Origin of the sequence: Amycolatopsis pithecellobii (assembly GCF_009707865.1) — a bacterium.
Classification (GTDB): Bacteria; Actinomycetota; Actinomycetes; order Mycobacteriales; family Pseudonocardiaceae; genus Amycolatopsis_E; species Amycolatopsis_E pithecellobii.
In genome coordinates this window covers 29572-45261 of sequence record NZ_WMBA01000063.1, presented here as the reverse complement: position 1 = coordinate 45261, position 15690 = coordinate 29572, and the positions used below count along the sequence as shown (strand labels likewise).

The 15690-nt window shown below is 69.7% G+C and carries 14 protein-coding genes; 6 read left to right on the top strand and 8 right to left on the bottom strand.

What is annotated here, in order from left to right; all coding sequences use genetic code 11:
- Together GKO32_RS30395 and GKO32_RS30390 are read right to left on the bottom strand one after the other, a co-directional pair.
- Positions 1–291 (bottom strand): hypothetical protein (locus tag GKO32_RS30395; protein WP_208024596.1); only part of this gene is annotated, 291 nt, incomplete at its 3' end.
- Positions 292–489: 198 nt separating this feature from the next.
- Positions 490–1428 (bottom strand): SEFIR domain-containing protein, encoded by a 939-nt coding sequence (locus tag GKO32_RS30390; protein ID WP_166459784.1) that lies wholly within the window; start codon positions 1426–1428, stop codon positions 490–492.
- 172 nt (positions 1429–1600) lie between these two features.
- Here GKO32_RS30390 and GKO32_RS30385 point away from each other — a divergent pair, with 172 nt between their 5' ends.
- Genes GKO32_RS30385 through GKO32_RS30370 form a run of 4 tightly spaced genes read left to right on the top strand, consistent with a single transcriptional unit; the run spans position 1601 to position 7439 of the window.
- Positions 1601–2179 (top strand): TIR domain-containing protein, encoded by a 579-nt coding sequence (locus GKO32_RS30385; RefSeq protein WP_166459783.1) that lies wholly within the window; start codon positions 1601–1603, stop codon positions 2177–2179.
- A gap of 3 nt (positions 2180–2182) precedes the next feature.
- Entirely contained in the window at positions 2183–3766 is a 1584-nt protein-coding gene (locus GKO32_RS30380) for a tyrosine-protein kinase family protein (RefSeq protein ID WP_154760336.1), read from the top strand.
- Positions 3763–4392 carry a hypothetical protein gene (locus GKO32_RS30375; protein WP_312868805.1) on the top strand — a complete coding sequence of 210 codons (630 nt, stop codon included), beginning with the start codon at positions 3763–3765 and terminating at the stop codon, positions 4390–4392. Before GKO32_RS30380 ends, GKO32_RS30375 begins: the two co-directional genes overlap by 4 nt.
- Positions 4392–7439: an ATP-binding protein gene (locus GKO32_RS30370; protein WP_154760335.1), complete on the top strand. Its 3048-nt coding sequence runs from the start codon at positions 4392–4394 to the stop codon at positions 7437–7439. The genes GKO32_RS30375 and GKO32_RS30370 overlap by 1 nt, the downstream gene beginning before the upstream one ends.
- Positions 7440–7460: 21 nt before the next feature.
- Here GKO32_RS30370 and GKO32_RS30365 read toward each other — a convergent pair whose 3' ends face one another.
- Positions 7461–7859, bottom strand: a complete 399-nt coding sequence (locus GKO32_RS30365; protein WP_154760334.1) for a hypothetical protein — start codon at positions 7857–7859, stop codon at positions 7461–7463.
- 48 nt (positions 7860–7907) lie between these two features.
- On the opposite strand from GKO32_RS30365, the gene GKO32_RS39440 reads away from it, so the two are divergent.
- Positions 7908–8390, top strand: a complete 483-nt coding sequence (locus GKO32_RS39440) for a winged helix-turn-helix transcriptional regulator (protein ID WP_208024595.1) — start codon at positions 7908–7910, stop codon at positions 8388–8390.
- A gap of 116 nt (positions 8391–8506) precedes the next feature.
- Here GKO32_RS39440 and GKO32_RS30355 read toward each other — a convergent pair whose 3' ends face one another.
- From GKO32_RS30355 to GKO32_RS40305, 5 genes are all read right to left on the bottom strand, one after another.
- Positions 8507–9538: a nitronate monooxygenase gene (locus GKO32_RS30355; RefSeq protein ID WP_154760332.1), complete on the bottom strand. Its 1032-nt coding sequence runs from the start codon at positions 9536–9538 to the stop codon at positions 8507–8509.
- On the bottom strand, positions 9538–10413 hold the full coding sequence (locus GKO32_RS30350; protein WP_154760331.1) for a Gfo/Idh/MocA family protein: 876 nt from the start codon (positions 10411–10413) through the stop codon (positions 9538–9540). The genes GKO32_RS30355 and GKO32_RS30350 overlap by 1 nt, the downstream gene beginning before the upstream one ends.
- Positions 10414–10630: 217 nt before the next feature.
- Positions 10631–12316 (bottom strand): cytochrome P450, encoded by a 1686-nt coding sequence (locus GKO32_RS30345; RefSeq protein WP_154760330.1) that lies wholly within the window; start codon positions 12314–12316, stop codon positions 10631–10633.
- A gap of 9 nt (positions 12317–12325) precedes the next feature.
- A complete protein-coding gene (locus GKO32_RS30340; protein ID WP_154760329.1) occupies positions 12326–13513 on the bottom strand; it encodes a cytochrome P450 in 1188 nt (395 codons plus the stop codon).
- Entirely contained in the window at positions 13510–14709 is a 1200-nt protein-coding gene (locus GKO32_RS40305) for a cytochrome P450 (RefSeq protein ID WP_208024594.1), read from the bottom strand. The genes GKO32_RS30340 and GKO32_RS40305 overlap by 4 nt, the downstream gene beginning before the upstream one ends.
- A 169-nt stretch (positions 14710–14878) precedes the next feature.
- Here GKO32_RS40305 and GKO32_RS30330 point away from each other — a divergent pair, with 169 nt between their 5' ends.
- Positions 14879–15661, top strand: a complete 783-nt coding sequence (locus GKO32_RS30330; RefSeq protein WP_208024593.1) for a class I SAM-dependent methyltransferase — start codon at positions 14879–14881, stop codon at positions 15659–15661.
- Positions 15662–15690 lie beyond the last annotated feature (29 nt).

Here is a 15690-nt window from a genome sequence, read left to right as displayed (position 1 = left end):
CATGGGGGGTTGCTGACGCGCGGGGGGTTGCTGACGCGCGGCCGGTGGCCGGGCCTGCTGGGGGCGCTGCGGCTGCCGGTTGGCCGGAGCGCGCCGCGCCGCGGCCGGGTCGCGGCGGTGCACCCACACCTCCAGCACCACGATCGCCAGTGCCAGCACACCCATCGCGACCGCGCCGGGGAGGAAGCCGCTCGCGCCGCACAGGGCCGCCAGTGCCAGGGCCGGGATGATCGCACACAAGCTGAACGGGTCGATCCGCGACAAGGAGTAGCGCGCACCCGGCCTCGCCATCGCGCTACCTCCTGTATCGGCTACCGAACGTCCAACCGTCGAAAGTGTACCGGGGTGGCGGATCGAGGCTCCCGGATCATTCCCTGATCACTTGCCGAAGGCCGCAACACGACACAATCGGGTCATACCGCCGGCCCCGCCGAGATCCTTCCCGGCCGCAAGGCGGCGGGCACCGGCGCTGCCGAGGCGCGTCCGGCCTCAGAACAGTGCCGGGTCGCCCCAGGCCAGGGCTGCCGGGCTGCCTGCGCCGGGGTGCAGCGGCGACGGTCCGGCGCCGCGGCGGGACATCTCCAGGCGTAGCCGCCGGGCGCCGGTCACGTTCACGTCGATCGTCGCCGGGACGCCCCACGTCACGGTCACCTCCGCGGCCGGCCGGCCGTCGACCGACACCCGGAACGTGCCCACCTGGAACGGTTCCCGGGCATCGTCGAGCACGCCGGCCGCCGAGGTGAGGCGTGCGTACTTGCCACCAAGGTCCACGTCCACCACACCCCGCGCCTGGCCGCGCAGCACGATGCTGTGTTCGTAGCGCACCCGCCCGAGGTCGGCAGCGGCGGAGCGCACCTGCGGGTCGTGCGCCTGCCACGGAACCTCGTCCGCCAGCCGCAGCCGGGTGCGTTCGCCCGTACCGAGCCACCGCCCGCGCTCGGGCATCGGGTGCGCGCCCTTCCCCGTCATCGCCGCGAGCAGCCCCGCCACCCCGTCGTCGTCGATGCGGTGAATCCGGTAATGCGTGGTGGAGTAGGCGTTCAGAAACGACGGGATCTCCTCGACCGACCGGCCCGGCAGCACGACCGGCAGGATCCGTTCCGTCGCCTCGCGCAGGTTCTTCGTCAGCATGTCCCGCAGGCGCGCCGCCTCGAACCGGGCGCCGCGGCCTTCGTCCGCGGGCCCGCCGCCCTCGGCGCGCTGTTTGTAGGCCGGCGAGGCGACGGCCAGAATGAAATCCGCGCGGTCCAGATGTTCCGTCGCCCACAATGACCAGTCCATTCTGACGTGGTCGTCCCATTGATCCAGGCGCACATCGAGACCGATTCGCGCGCGCAGATGGGTCGCCAGCCGCGCCACCTGTGCCATGTGCTCGGGTGAATCCTGCGAATAGGTGACGAACACCAGCGGCGGTTTCGGTTCGGCCATGAAATCCAGTGTCGCCGACCCGGGTCGCTCAGCACGGGAATGTCCAGTTTTTGTCTCCTTTCTGCGCCGCGAATGCCCTGATTCTGTCCAGTTTTTGTCAACTGAGATGCCTTTTTCGTATCGCCGCACACATCTACTATCGGACCGGTCCGGACAATCGGCCGAGGGGGCGATGACACGCGTGTACGAGTACGACGTGTTCATCAGCTACCACCGCACGGGAGCGCTCGTTCCGGCCTGGGTTCGCAACCATTTCCATCCGCGCCTCGCCGAGTTGCTGGACGAGAACCTCCCCCGGGAGGCGAAGATCTTTTTCGACGAGGAGATCACCAGCGGTGGAAAATGGCCGTACGAGGTCCGGTCCGCCCTGCAGCGCGCCCGCATTGTGGTCGCGGTGTGCTCACCGAAGTACTTTTACGACGAATGGTGTCTCGCCGAGTGGTATTCCATGGCCAAACGTGAACAGCTGGTGGTACCGGGGCAAGGGCTGATCTATCCGGTGATCTTCTGCGATTCCGCGAATTTTCCCGGTTATGCGCACGAGCGGCGCATGCGGGATCTCAAGAACTGGAATCAGCCCTATGCGCATTTCCAGGACGCCCCGGCCTACCTGGACTTTCACCGGGAGATGGAGCGGATCGCGATCGAGCTGACCGGACTTCTCGACGAGGTGCCACCATGGCAGCCGGACTGGCCGGTGGAGACCCCGGAGCCGCCCGCGCCCGGAACGTCGCGGCTGCCGAGGTTCTGACCGATGCCGGGCACCGTGGTCACGTTCTATTCCTACAAGGGCGGCGTCGGGCGGAGTTTCACCACGGCCAACATCGCCGTGCTGCTGGCCCGCTGGGGATACCGGGTGCTGTGCGTGGACTGGGACCTGGAGGCGCCGGGACTGCCCGACTACTTCCGGCCGTTGCTGGGCGCGGAACCCGCGGCCGGCGTCGTCGATCTCGTCGACGATTTCCTGGCCGGTGCGTCCCAGCCCGGCGCGCACATCACGCGGCTCATCGGGGAGGGCGGGCTCGATCTCCTCGCGGCGGGCCGGGCCGACGCCCGCTACGTCGGCCGCGTGCAGGGGATCGACTGGGAAGGGCTGTACGAGCGGGGATTCGGCGAGTACCTCGAGGAATGCCGGCAGCAGTGGATCACCGACTACGATTTCGTCCTGCTCGACAGCCGCACCGGTGTCTCCGATATCGGCGGGATCTGCACGGCGCATCTGCCGGACCGGCTCGTCGTGTTGTACACGGCGAACCTGCAGAGCGTGCAGGGCGCGGTCGACATCGCCCAGCGGGCCAACGAAGCGCGCGACCGCCTGCCTTATGACCGGCCACGGCTCACGGTCTTGCCGATCCTGTCGCGCTTCGATTCGCGCGAAGAGTACAACCGGGCGGAGGAATGGCGGCGGATCTGTCTCGACGAGACGAAAGGTCTGTACCATGACTGGCTCCATCAGGCGGTGTCGCCGGACGCGATGGCGCGGCAGCTGACGTTGCCTTACGTCTCCTACTGGAGTTTCGGCGAGCAACTGCCGGTTCGTGACGAGCCCCGACCCGGCCCGGATCAGATCAGCTACGCGCTGGAGACCGTGGCGGCCGTGGTGGCGCACGATTTCGATCGCACCGACCTGCTGGCCGAGAACCGGGACGCCTATGTCGGCGCCGTCCGGTCGAAGAAACACCAGTTCCGGCACGGCGTACGGGTCAGCTGTCCACGCTCCACTTTGGACATCGCGGCCGAGCTGGTGAAGGCGTTGGGCGAGCTGGACGTGCGGGCGAACCTCTCGCTGTCGGGGGATCGCACCCTGCTGACCCGCGCCGAGGACGACGCGCGGCACCTGTGCCTGGTGGTGGACCGGGAGATGAGCCGCTGGCAGTCGGCGGAGCTCGAACTTTTCCTGCACCGCACGGTCGGGCAGGATCGCCGGGTCATGCCCGTGCTCACCGAGCGCACGGACGCCCGCGTGCTGCCCGGCTATGTCAGAAATCTCCAGTACCTGCGCCTGGGACCGTCGCTGGGGCCGGCGGAGGTCGCGCGCGAAATCGCCGGGCAGCTGGCCGGCGGGTCTGGTTCCAGCCTGCTCGATCTGCTGCGGCAGACCACGCGCGCGCGACTGCGGCCGGCGAGGTGGTTTCTGGTCGACGAAATCCTGCGTGACCTGTTCACGGCCGACGATGCGACCGCCGACGAACTGGCGGCTGATCTCGCGCTCGCGATCCGGCCCCGGGGCCACGACGACGACCGCGTGCCCGCACCCCCGGGGGTCAGGCGCGCGCTGGAAAGCGCTGTCAAGGCGCACGAGGAAGCCACTCTGCGAAAGGAATCCGGACGACCGTGAAACGACTGAGCAGCAAGCAGACCGCGGCGATGTTCACGTTGATGAGGCTCAATCGCGAAGTCGCGAACCCGGAACTCGACGAGCTCGTGGGTTTCACGCTCGACGGCCCGGACCGCAAGCGGCTCAACGAACTCGAGCTGGTGGACAGCCGCAAGGTGGGGCGTCCCTACGTGCATGTGCTGACCGAGCGCGGCTGGTCGTGGTGTGAACAGGAGCTGAGCGCGAAAACGCCACCGGCGACCCGGCCCCGGAACCTGGTCGCCGTGGGGGCATATCTGCTTCTGGACGGCTTCGGTGAGTATCTGCGCCGGGAAAACCTGCGGCTCGCCGATCTCTTCGGGTCCACTGTGGACCTGGGGGCAACGGATATCGAAAGCCGGATCCGCATCGCGTACCGGGAACTGGCCCGCTCGCCACGGGACTGGGTCGGCCTCGCCGATCTGCGGCCGAAGCTCGGCGGCGCGCCGGCCGGGGAGGTCGACGCCGTGCTCAAGGAGCTCTACCGGACCGGGCAGGCGCAGCTGGTGCCGGAGTCCAACCGGAAAGCGCTGACCGAAGCCGACCACGACGCCGCCATCCGGGTCGGTGGTGAGGACAACCATCTCCTGTCGATCGAGGTGTCCTGATGGAACCGTTGGCGGCGCTGCGGACACTGCGCCTGGACTGGGCCGACACCCCCGATCACGTCTGGCGGGACTCGCCGTATCACGTGGACGGCCTGCACGAGGAAGCGACCGCGGCGATCGACGTGGGCATCCGCGATGCGGCGGCCAGCGACGGTCCCAGTCCGATCGGCCTGGTGCTGCAGGGACCGAAGGGGGCGGGCAAGACACACCTGCTTTCCCTTGTCCGCAAGCGGGTGCACCAGGCGGGCGGCTATTTCTTCCTCGCCAATCTCAGCGGTGGTGAGGCGTTCTGGGACAACACCGCGGAGGCGCTGCGGGCCGGACTGCTGCGGCGCGACGACTCCGGTGGGTCGCAGCTGACGAGTTTCCTGCTGCGGGTGTGTCATCGGGGCGGGGTCGACCAGCGCGTGGCCAGGACAGTCCTCAATGGACGGAAGCTGTCGCGCGGTGATGTGGACGCGTTCGTCACCGGGCTGCGGCGCATCGACGAGCAGGTCGCGGTCGAGTGCGCCGATATCGCGCGGGCACTGGTGGTCTATGGCAGCGAGGACACGACCGTCAGCCAGATCGGTGAGGATTACCTTGGTGGATATGGGGAAACGAAGAAGGGCGAGTGGGGAAAGTGGGGCATCCGGCCCCGGCTCAAGACCGCGCTCGCGCAGGTCCGTGACATCACCCGGTTGCTCGCGCTGAGCGGGCCGATCGCGATCGGGGTCGACCAGCTGGACACGCTGATCGCGCGATCATCCTTGCTGGCCAAGGAAGCCGGCCGTCGCTCCGATGACGACCTGCTTGTCGCGCAGATCGCCGACGGGCTGATGGGGTTGCGCGAGGTGACCCGCCGGACGATCACGGTGCTCACCTGCCTGCCCCCGACCTGGGCGCAGCTGAAGGCGAAAGCCGCGGACACCGTGCCCGATCGGTTCCGCGAGACGTTGACCGTCGGACGGGTGATGGACGCCGCGCTCGGGCGGGCGATCGTCGAGCGGCGGCTCGGTGTGGCCTACGAGGCAATGGGATTCGTGCCGCCGCACCCGGCGTGGCCGGTGGCGTCCGCTGCGTTCGGTGAGGCGTGGGAGCCGTACGCGCCACGGGAATTGCTCAAACGGATCGGCGCCCATATCGACGCCTGCTTGCGTGCCGGGCAGACCTGGGAGCTGACATCATTCGGCGACGTCGGTGCCCGCCCGGTGACGCCGGTGCACCCCACTGGGGCGGGCCGGTTCGCCGAACTGGACCGGCGTTTCGCGGAACTGAAAGCGGAGGCCGACGTCTCGAAGCTGCTTGACGAGGCGAGCGAAAGCGAACAGATGCCGGTGCTCATCGACGCCGCGTTGCGGGCGTGGATCTTCGAGGTCGGCAACGACAACATGGAATGGAACTCCGAACCGGCGAACGGCAGCAGCCAGGTGCACGCCCTGCTGACGCGCACCGTGCTGGAGGCCGCCGATCTGGAGGAATACTGGGCTTTCCGGGTCATCATCGCACGCCACCCGCGTGCGGCGCTGTCCCGGTTGCGCAAGGCGCGGGCGGCGACCGGGCAGCGTGCGGGCAACCAGCATCTCGTCGTGCTGCGTCCTCTGGCGTGGTCCAAAGGGGAGAAGACCCGCCTGGAACTCAAGGATTTCCGCGACACCGGTGGCTACCAGCTCGAACTGTCCGAATTGGACGTACGGACGTTCTGGGCGCTCGGGCAGCTGCTCGCCGGCGGGGGCACCGAGCTGCATGAGTGGCTCGTCGACCGGCGCCCCGCCGGGCAGTCGGCTCCGCTTTCGGCGGTGATGCCAAAAAAATCCACTGAGGACACCGCGCCGGCGGAGGGGAGCGTGACCCTCGGCAGGTCGGGCGACGAGCCGCTGCGCATCGAGCTGTCCGCGCTGCGCAAGCATGCCGCCGTGTTCGCCGGTTCCGGGTCCGGCAAGACTGTCCTTTTGCGACGGATCATCGAAGAGTGCGCCCTGGGCGGGGTTTCGTCGATCGTGCTGGACCCGAACAACGACCTCGCCCGGCTCGGCGACGCGTGGCCGGAGCCGCCGCAGGCGTGGGGCGCGCAGGACGCGGCGCTGGCCGGGCGCTACCTCGCCGAGACCGACGTAGTGGTCTGGACCCCTGGCCGTGCGACCGGGCGTCCGCTCGCGTTCGCCCCGCTCCCGGATTTCGCCGGTGTTCTCGACGACGAAGACGAGTTCACGCTCGCCGTCGAGGTGGCCGTTGCGACGGTGGCCCCGCAGGCCGGGCTCACCGGCACCACGCGCCGGACGAGCATCGGCCTCGCGGTGCTGCGGCAGGCCGTCGAGCATCACGCGCGGACCGGTTCCCGTAGCCTGCCCGGTCTGATCGAGGTGCTGGCCGACCTGCCCGACGGCGTGAGCACGCTCAACGACAGCAAGCGCATCGCCGCCGAGCTGGCCGAGGCGCTCAAAGCGGCGACGATCAACGACCCGCTGTTCGCCGGCCATGGCGCACCGGTCGATCCGGGCATGCTGCTGAAGCCGGGTGCGGGCAAACGCGCGCGGGTGTCGGTGATCAGTTTCCTCGGGTTGCCCGCCGACGAACAGCGGCAGAACTTCGTCAACCAGCTGCAGATGGAGCTTTTCGCCTGGATCAAAAGGAATCCCGCGGGTGAGCTTCCGCTCGGCGGGCTGTTCGTGATGGACGAGGCGCAGACACTGGCCTCGTCCGGCACGCTGACCGCGAGTACCCGCAGCACCATCGTGCTCGCGTCGCAGGCCCGCAAATACGGGCTGGGCCTGCTGTTCGCGACGCAGGCCCCGAAGGGACTGCACAACCAGGTGACCGGCAACGCGATGACCCAGTTCTTCGGGCGGCTCAACAGTCCGGCGCAGATCGCCGCCGCGAACGAGCTGGCCCGCGCCAAGGGCAGCCAGGTCGCGGACATCTCCCGGCTGGAGCGCGCCCAGTTCTACGTCGCGGGCGAGTCGTTCGGGTTCCGGCAGATCACCACGCCGCTGTGCCTGACGCATCACCCCAGCAGCCCGCTCACCCCGGAGGAGGTGCTCAAGCGGGCCCGCCGCGGCGAGGAATGACCCCGGCGTGGTCAGAACTTGTCAGAACTCGTCGGAGCCGGCGAGTTGCCGTTCGAGCGCGTCCGCTTGGGCGACGAGTGATTCGAGGGGCCGCGCGAAGTCGTGCCGGACGTCCAGTTTGCCCAGCGGGACGGTGCGTTTGATCAGGGCGACGCCGTCCACCACGGCCGCGCCGCCGACGTCCGACGAGCCGGCCAGCTCCAGCAGGCGGCGCAGGTCGATCTTGTCGGCCCAGCCGACCGCCGAGGAGATCTCCGCCCATGACGTGCCGTCCGCATCGGGCAGCACGTGCACCGTGGCCTGCTGCGTGCGCCCGCCTTCGGTCTCGAGCCGGAAGCGCAGCCAGCCGTCCCGGTCCTCGAGCACCTCGTACCGCAGGCGCACGTAGTTGGTCACATCGGTCCAGGGCCCGTCACTCATGGCGCAAGCTTAACCGGGCGCAGCGTCGCCACCGATACCATGGGAGACATGACGAACCCGGACGCGCACGGCTGCCCTTCCCGGGACATTCTCGATCGCATCGGGGACAAGTGGAGCGTGCTGATCCTGGGGGAGCTGGCGGACGGGCAGCCGCACCGGTTTTCCGGGCTGGGCAGGCAAGTCGAGGGCATCAGCGAGAAGATGCTGGCCCAGACCCTGCGTTACCTGGAGCAGGACGGGCTGGTCGAACGCACGGTCTATCCGGAAGTGCCGCCGCGGGTCGAGTACGCGCTGACCGAGCTCGGCCGGACGCTGCGCCGGCCGCTGGCTTCGCTGCGTGAGTGGTCGCTCACGCATGCGGCGGACGTGGCGGCGGCCCGCTCGCGCTATGCGGACCAGGTCCGGGAACCGGTAACGAACTCGCGGTCGGCTTCGTCCTCTTGGGACGCACCGGTGACGGGTGCGGCCGGCGTGGCGGCTGGTGGTGCTGCCGCCCCCGTCACGGCAGCCCACACCAGCCCGTCACACTGAGATGTCCGCAAACAAGGGTCCTCACGTTACATAATCGCAGGTCAACCACTCGATCGTGGGCGCGGCGCGGCTGGTCGCGACAGCGTGTGACAACCGTTATGTCCACAGTGGATGGTTCACAGCTTCGAGGCGAGCCGGCCGAGGATTTTCGCCGCGGGTTCGGCGGTGGCGTGCCGGTATCCGGTCCCGGCCCACAGGTGCACCCGGTCGGCGTCGCCCGCCGCGGCGGCCGCCTTGCGCATCGGGCTCGTCAAGTAATGCACCGCGGGATAGCCGAGCGGCGCGACGTCTTCGTAGCGTTCGATGAACGTGTTGTCGAGGCCGCGTGCGGGCCGGCCGGTGAACGCGCGCGTGAGCACCGTCCGGTCCCGCGCGGGATCGGCGAGCGCGGCGCGATGTGTCTGCGAAGCGGCGCTCTCCTCGGACCGCAGCAGCACCGTGCCGACCGCCACCGCCGAAGCCCCGGCTTCGAGCACTTCCGTGACCACGCCGGCGGTGGCGATCCCGCCCGCGGCGATGACCGGCAGCTCGGTCACCGCCCGCACCTCGCGGACCAGTTCGGTCAGCGGGATGTCCGCGGGAAGGCGGTCCGGCGTGAACGTGCCGGAGTGCCCGCCGGCCGCGATGCCTTGGACGGCAAGGAAATCCACCCCGGCCTCGGCGGCCTGGCGCGCTTCACCCGGTGCGGTCACCGTCTGTCCGGTGAGCGTGCCCGCGCCGCGCAACGCCGTGATGACCGCCCGGTCCGGCAGCCCGAACGTGAAGGTGACCAGTGGGACCGGATCGGCGAGCAGCAGGTCGATCTTGTCGCGCCAGCGATCGTCGTCCTCGGTGCGGGGGATACTCGCGAGGTCGATGCCGTACGGGTCGGCCTCCGGCTGCAGTTTCCGCGCATACCGTTGGTAGGTGACCTCGTCGATCGGGACCGGGTTGGGCGCGAACAGGTTGACTCCGAAGGGAATCGACGCGCCGCGCACCTCGGTGATCTCGCGCGCGAGGGTTTCAGTGGGCTTGTAGCCCCCGGCGAGCAGGCCCGCGCTTCCCGCCTCCGCGGCCGCTGCGACGAGCCGTGGCGTGGTCGGGCCACCGGCCATCGGCGCCGCCAGCACCGGCACCGAGAACCCGAGCCCGGTGAACATGCGGTGCATCAGATTCCCTCCAACAGCTCCTGCAGATAGAGACCGCGGGCCGCGTCGAGCGGATGAGGACTGCCGGAACGGACGGCCTCGGTGAACTCGTGCATGATCGTCTTCTGGACCTCGGCGCGGTCGTCGAGCGCGTAGCCGGGGGAGTCCTGCAGCTGCACCGGCCCCGCTTCGGTGACCACGAGGCAGTTGAGGATCTGCACGGGCATCGGTGCGGTGATCGACAACGCGGCCTGGCTGAGGGCGTCGTTCTCGTGCCGCACGGTCAGCGCGACCCAGCGGGCCGGGTCCCCGGCGGCGTGGACCTCCGCGATGGGCCCGACCGCCGCGTCCAGCAGGTCGAGCATGTGCGGGCCGAGGTCGAGCAGTGCGCCGCGCCGGACCCGCCACGGCGTGGCGAACACGCCACCGGGGCGGGCACCGCCGCCGAGGTACTCCGCGGTCGCGCCGATCGGCTCGGCGGCGCGAGCGGCGTGGATGAACGTGCGCACCGGTTCGCGGTAGCGATTCGTGAGCACGATCTGGCTGATCACCCCGGCCTCGGCGACGGCGTCCGCGACCGCGCGGGCCTCGGCGAGGGTGAACCCGAGCGGCTTCTCCAGCAGCAGATGCCGCCCGGCCGCGGCGGCGCGCGGGGCGTACCGGGCCTGGATGTCCGGCGGCACGGCGAACGCGACGGCTTCGCAGCCGTCCAGTAACTCGTCGAAACTCGACGCCGCTTTCGCCTGGTACTTCGCGGCGAGCGCCGCAGCGGCGTCCGGCCGCCGGGCCCACACCGCGGCCAGGCGGGTGCCGGGCCCGTGCTGGATCATCGGCGCGTGAAACGCCCCGGCCCAGGGCCCGGCGCCGACGAGGCCGACCGTCAGAGGATCGCTCATGACGGCACGGTAACCCCCGTGCTAGCTTGAGTTCCATAAGCGGCGGAGCCGCTTGCTGTGGGCTGTCAACCCGCACCGCCGCGGGTTCTCAGGTGGTTCCTCGGGAGGACAGCGCCGACGTGGTGTATTGGCATACATGAGGAGGCGATCCCGGAGCGAGGGGCCGCCTGAGGTTCCGCCACCCACACCGCCACGCAAACCACATTCGAAACGGTCTCTAGGAAAACCGCACCGGGAAATGCTCCATACCACGCAGGACGAGATTGCGGCGGTACGGCGGCTCGTCCGTCGTCATGGTCATGGTGAGCCCGCGGCTGACCAGTTCGCGCAGCACGACCTCCATTTCCAGCCGCGCCAGTGGGGCGCCGAGGCAGTAGTGGATGCCGAGGCTGAAGGTGAGGTGCCGGTTCACCGGGGCGGACCCGGCGTAGCGGGTGATGTCGAACCGGTCGGGTTCGGCGAAGGCGCCCGGGTCACGGTTGGCCGAGCCGAACAGGAGCACGACCCCGTCGCCCGCGGCGAATTCGTGGCCCGCCAGCGTCGTCGGCTCGTGCGCCAGCCGCGTGGTCATGTGTACCGGTGAGTCGTAACGCAGCATCTCCTCGACGGCGGGCGCCGCGAGATCCGGCTGCGCCCGCAGCAGCTCGTACTGGCCGGGGTTGCGGATCAACGCGAGGAGCCCGTTCGCGACGAGGTTCACGCTCGTTTCGTGCCCGGCGACCAGCAGCGTGACACACGTGGCGAGCATCTCGTCCTCGGTGAGCACGTCGCCCTTTTCCTCGACCGCGGCGAGCGCGCTGATCAAATCGTCCTTCGGGTCCGCGCGCCGTTGCCGGATCAGATCACGGAAGTAGCCGACGAACTCCCGCGCGGCCTGCGTGCGCGCGTCACGTTCTTCGGGCAGCAGCAACGGATCCGGGTCGAATCCGCGGGCCAGCGCGCGCGACCAGCGTTGCAGGTCCGGATGATCTCGCGCGGGTGCGCCGAGCAGTTCCGCGATGATCGTCAACGGCAACGGGTAGGCGAGCGAGGTGATCACGTCGGCTTCGCCCTTGGTGACCATCGCGTCGAACAGTTCCTTGACGAGCGCTTCGATCCGTGGCCGCAGCGCCGAGATCGTCTTGGCCGTGAACGCCTTGCTGACCAGGCCGCGCAGTCGCGTGTGGTCCGGAGGGTCCATCCACAGGAACGACGTGGGCAGGTCGACGTGCTCGACGCCGGGATGGAACAGTTCGGCCTCGTGCGCGTGACTCCAGTTGTTGTCCTGCAGCACCGCGGCGCAGTCGCCGTAGCGGGTCACCAGATGCACGCCCAGCGGGGTGGAGATGATCGGCTGTGCCTCGCGCGCCACGGCGTAGCGCGGGTACGGGTCCGGCCAGTGCTTCGGGTCGAGCGCATCCAGTGCCGCACCGGGATTCGGTGGCGGCGGACTGTCCGCAGTGGACGGTCCATCCGGTGGGAACACCATGCAGGTGGTGGTTCCGTGCGCGATGAGCTTCCCGTCCGGGTCGGTGACCCGGCCCTCGGCCGTCGCTGTCCGCTTGCCGACGTGTACCACCTTCGCCTCGCAGGTGAGCTGTGCGCCGTCGAGTGCGACCGCCCGGATGAAGTTGACCTTCAGCTCCAGCGTCGTGTACAGCGCCCCGTCGGCGATCGCGGTGTAGACGGCGCTGCCCATCGCCGTGTCCAGCAGCGTGGCGATCACCCCACCGTGCACTGTGTACAGTGCGTTCGCCGTCGCGGGCGATGGCTTGAGCGTCCAGACGGTCCGGCCCTCTTCGAGGGTTTCCAGCAGCACCCCCAGCGAGTGGCCGACGCCGATCCCGGACTCGACTCCGTAGTCCACCAAGGATTTCAGCTCGTGCAGCCGGCGCTGCCGTGGGGTCAGTGGGGTCTCGCTCATGGTGGCCTTTCAGCGCAGGCGGACGGGTAGCGCCCGCATCCGGCGGATGGAGATGTTCGGCAGATAGGTCAGGTCCCCGGCGGCGAGCGCGAGCCGGGGTGCGCGCCGCACGAGTGCGTCCAGCGCGATCTCCACCTCCAGCCGTGCCAGCGCGGCACCGAGACAGAAGTGGATTCCCTTGGCAAAACTCAGATGTGCGGGTGCCGGCCGGGTGTAACGGGTGAGGTCGAGGCGTTCGGGATCCTCGAACACCTCCGGGTCGCGGTTGGCCGAGGCCAGCAGCAGCACGATTCCGTCGCCGTTGTCGAACGCGTGCCCGGCGAGGTTCAGCGGACCCCGTGCGACGCGTGCCGCGATCTGCACCGAGGGTTCGAAGCGCGCCAGTTCCTCGATCGCGTGTGGTGCGAGGCCCGGGGTGTCCCGCCACAACGCGAGCTGTCCGGGATTCCGCAGCAGCGCAAGGGTTCCGTTGGCTATCAGGCTCACGGTGGTCTCGAACCCGCCGGACAGCAGCAAGGCGAACGTGTTGAGCAGTTCCGGCTCGGTGAGGACGTCGCCCTGCTCCTCGACGGCGGCGAGTGCGCTCACCAGATCGTCGGCGGGCTCGGCACGTCGTTTCGCCAGCAGGTCACGGAAATACGCCTGCCCGTCCCGCATCGCGCGGGCACGAGTGTCGCGTTCGGACGGAGACAGCAGCGGACCCGGGTCGAGCCCGCGGGCGAGCGCGCTCGACCAGCCGCCGAACAGCGGCCGGTCTCGTGCGGGCACGCCGAGCAGACCGCAGATGACGCGCAGCGGCAGCGGGTAGGCGAACGACTCGACCAGGTCCAGCTCGCCGGCGGCCCGCGCCTCGTCGAGCAGTTCGGCCACAGTGGACTCGATGAGCGGGCGCAGCCCGGCGATCACCCTTGGGGTGAAAGCCTTGGCGACCAGACCGCGCAGCCGGGTGTGGTCCGGAGGGTCGAGGAACAGGAACGGCAGCTGCTCGGGCGGCACCTCGGGGGCGAACGGGTTGAACCCGTTCGCGTCGGCGCGGCCCCATTTCGTTTCGCTGAGCGCGGTCGAACAGTCGTGGTAGCGGGTGACCAGCGCCATCCCGCCCGGCAGCCGGTACAGCGGCGTGGCTTCGCGGAGCGCCCGGTACCGCGGGTACGGATCCGCGCGGTGCTCGTAGTCGAAGCCGGTGAACGTGGTCATCGGCGCAGCCGCACCGGCAGGCTGTCGAGACCGTGGATGGCGACCGTGTCCCGCCACACGGGTTCACCTGCCGGCGCGAGGTCCGGTGCGCGGCGCAGCAGTGCGTCGATCGCGAGCCGCACTTCCAGCTTCCCGAGATGTGAGCCGAGGCAATAGTGGACGCCACCGCCGAACGACAGCGGCCGCGGCGGCGGTGCCTGCCCGGCGAACCGGGTGATGTCGAGCCGGTCCGGGTCCTCGTAGACCTGCGGATCGCGGTTCGCGGCGGCCATCACGACCATGACGCCTTCGCCGCGCGGCAACGTCCGGCCCGCGAGTTCCTTGTCCGCCAAGGCAACGCGGTGGGTGAACTGGACCGGCGGCTCGTAGCGGAGCAGCTCGTCGGTACCCGAGGAGGCGAGTTCCGGCCGTGACCGCCACAGCTCGAGCTGGTCCGGATTGCGCAGCAGCGCCACGATTCCCTTGCCGATCACGTCGGTCGCGGTCTCGTACCCGCCGATCAGCAGGCCTGCCGACAGGCCCCGCAGTTCGAGGTCGCTCGCCCGGCCGTCCTCGAGCGCCGCGGCCATGTCACTGAACATGTCCTGCCGGGGGTACTTGCGGCGCCGGTCGATCTGTTCGCCGAAGTACGCTTCGAACTCGGCCTTCGCGATATCGCGGCGCGCGAGCTGTTCGGGGGTCTGCAGGATGTCCGGGTCGGTGCCGTGCACGAGCGCCATCGACCAGTCCATCACGGCCCGGTAGTCCGCACGCGGGATGCCGAGCAGTTCGGCGATGATGGTGAACGGCAGCGGCCTGGCGAAGGTTTCGATCAGATCCACTTCACCGGCCGCGATCGCCTTGTCCAGCAGCCGGGTCACCAGGCGCTCGACGCGCGGCCGCAATCCCGTGGTGTGGCGCGGGGTGAAGGGCCGGTTGACCAGGCCCCGCACCCGGGTGTGCTGCGGCGGGTCCATCCGCACGATCCCGCCGGGCACGTCGTCGGGTGCGACCCCGGGCCGCAGCGGGTTGATGCCGTCGTCGTAGCCGTGCCCCCACTCCGGATCGGCCAGCACGGCGGCAACCTCGGCGTACCGCGTCGCGATGTGCACGCGGGGTTTGAGCCGGAACAGCGCGGTGTGCTCGCGCAGGGCGGCGAACCGCGGGTAGGGGTTGGACCGGTGAGCGGGATGGAAGGCGTCGAACACGACCGACACGGCGAAGATCCTCTCCTCGGCCCGGTGACCAATCCGGCCGAAAGCAGCCGGCGTGTCCTTTGTAGTGACCGGATCACGATGCCGCGGGGTTCATCGGAGCGTCGAATCCCGCCATAGGAACGGCCGGGGCGTCGTTGCCCGCCCGGCGCGGGCGGGATACCGAGGACAGGTGCCGAACTACATTCTGGACCAGAGCTTTCCCAGCGAACGGGACCGGCTGGAGGCGATGGCCCGCACCTGGGATCCCGGGACGCTGCGGATCATCGGGGAACTGGGCATCGGCAAGGGAAGCCGCTGTCTGGAAGCGGGCGCGGGCACCGGTTCCATCGCGCGGGCGCTCGCCGGGATCGTCGGGACGGGCGGGGAGGTGCTCGCCGTCGACCGGGACACGCGGTTCCTCGACGATCTGCCCGCGCCCGCCGAGGTGCTGCGCGCCGACCTGATGACCGGCGACCTCCCGGCCGCCAGGTTCGATCTCGTGCACGCGCGGCTGCTCGTGGCCCACCTGCACCCGCATTCCCTTGCGCTGCAACGGCTTGCCGCCGCGGTCGCGCCCGGTGGCCGGCTGCTGGTGGAGGAGGTCGACTGGACCCACGCCGGCCAGGTCGAACCGCCGGAACCCGGGCACGCCGCGATGATCGCGTCCTTGACCGAGGTCATGACGGGTTTCGACGCCACCTATGGCCGCCGCCTCCTCGGTGATGTCCTGGACCTCGGCTTCACCGACGTGTCCGCGCATTATCGGGGTGCGCAGTCCGGGCACGAGAAGGCCTGGCTGCCGTGGCAGCTGCTGGTCGAGCAGTTCCAGGACCGGATCGTCCACAACGGACTGATGTCGGCCGCGCAGGTGGAGCACTGGTGGTCCCTCAGCCGCGCGCGGGCGCATCTGGTCACCGGCCCGGCGTTGTTCGCCGTCCGGGCCCGCCGTCCGCCGATCCCGATGGACCGATAGGCGCTGCCGTTTTTCGTTGCCTTCGGCCC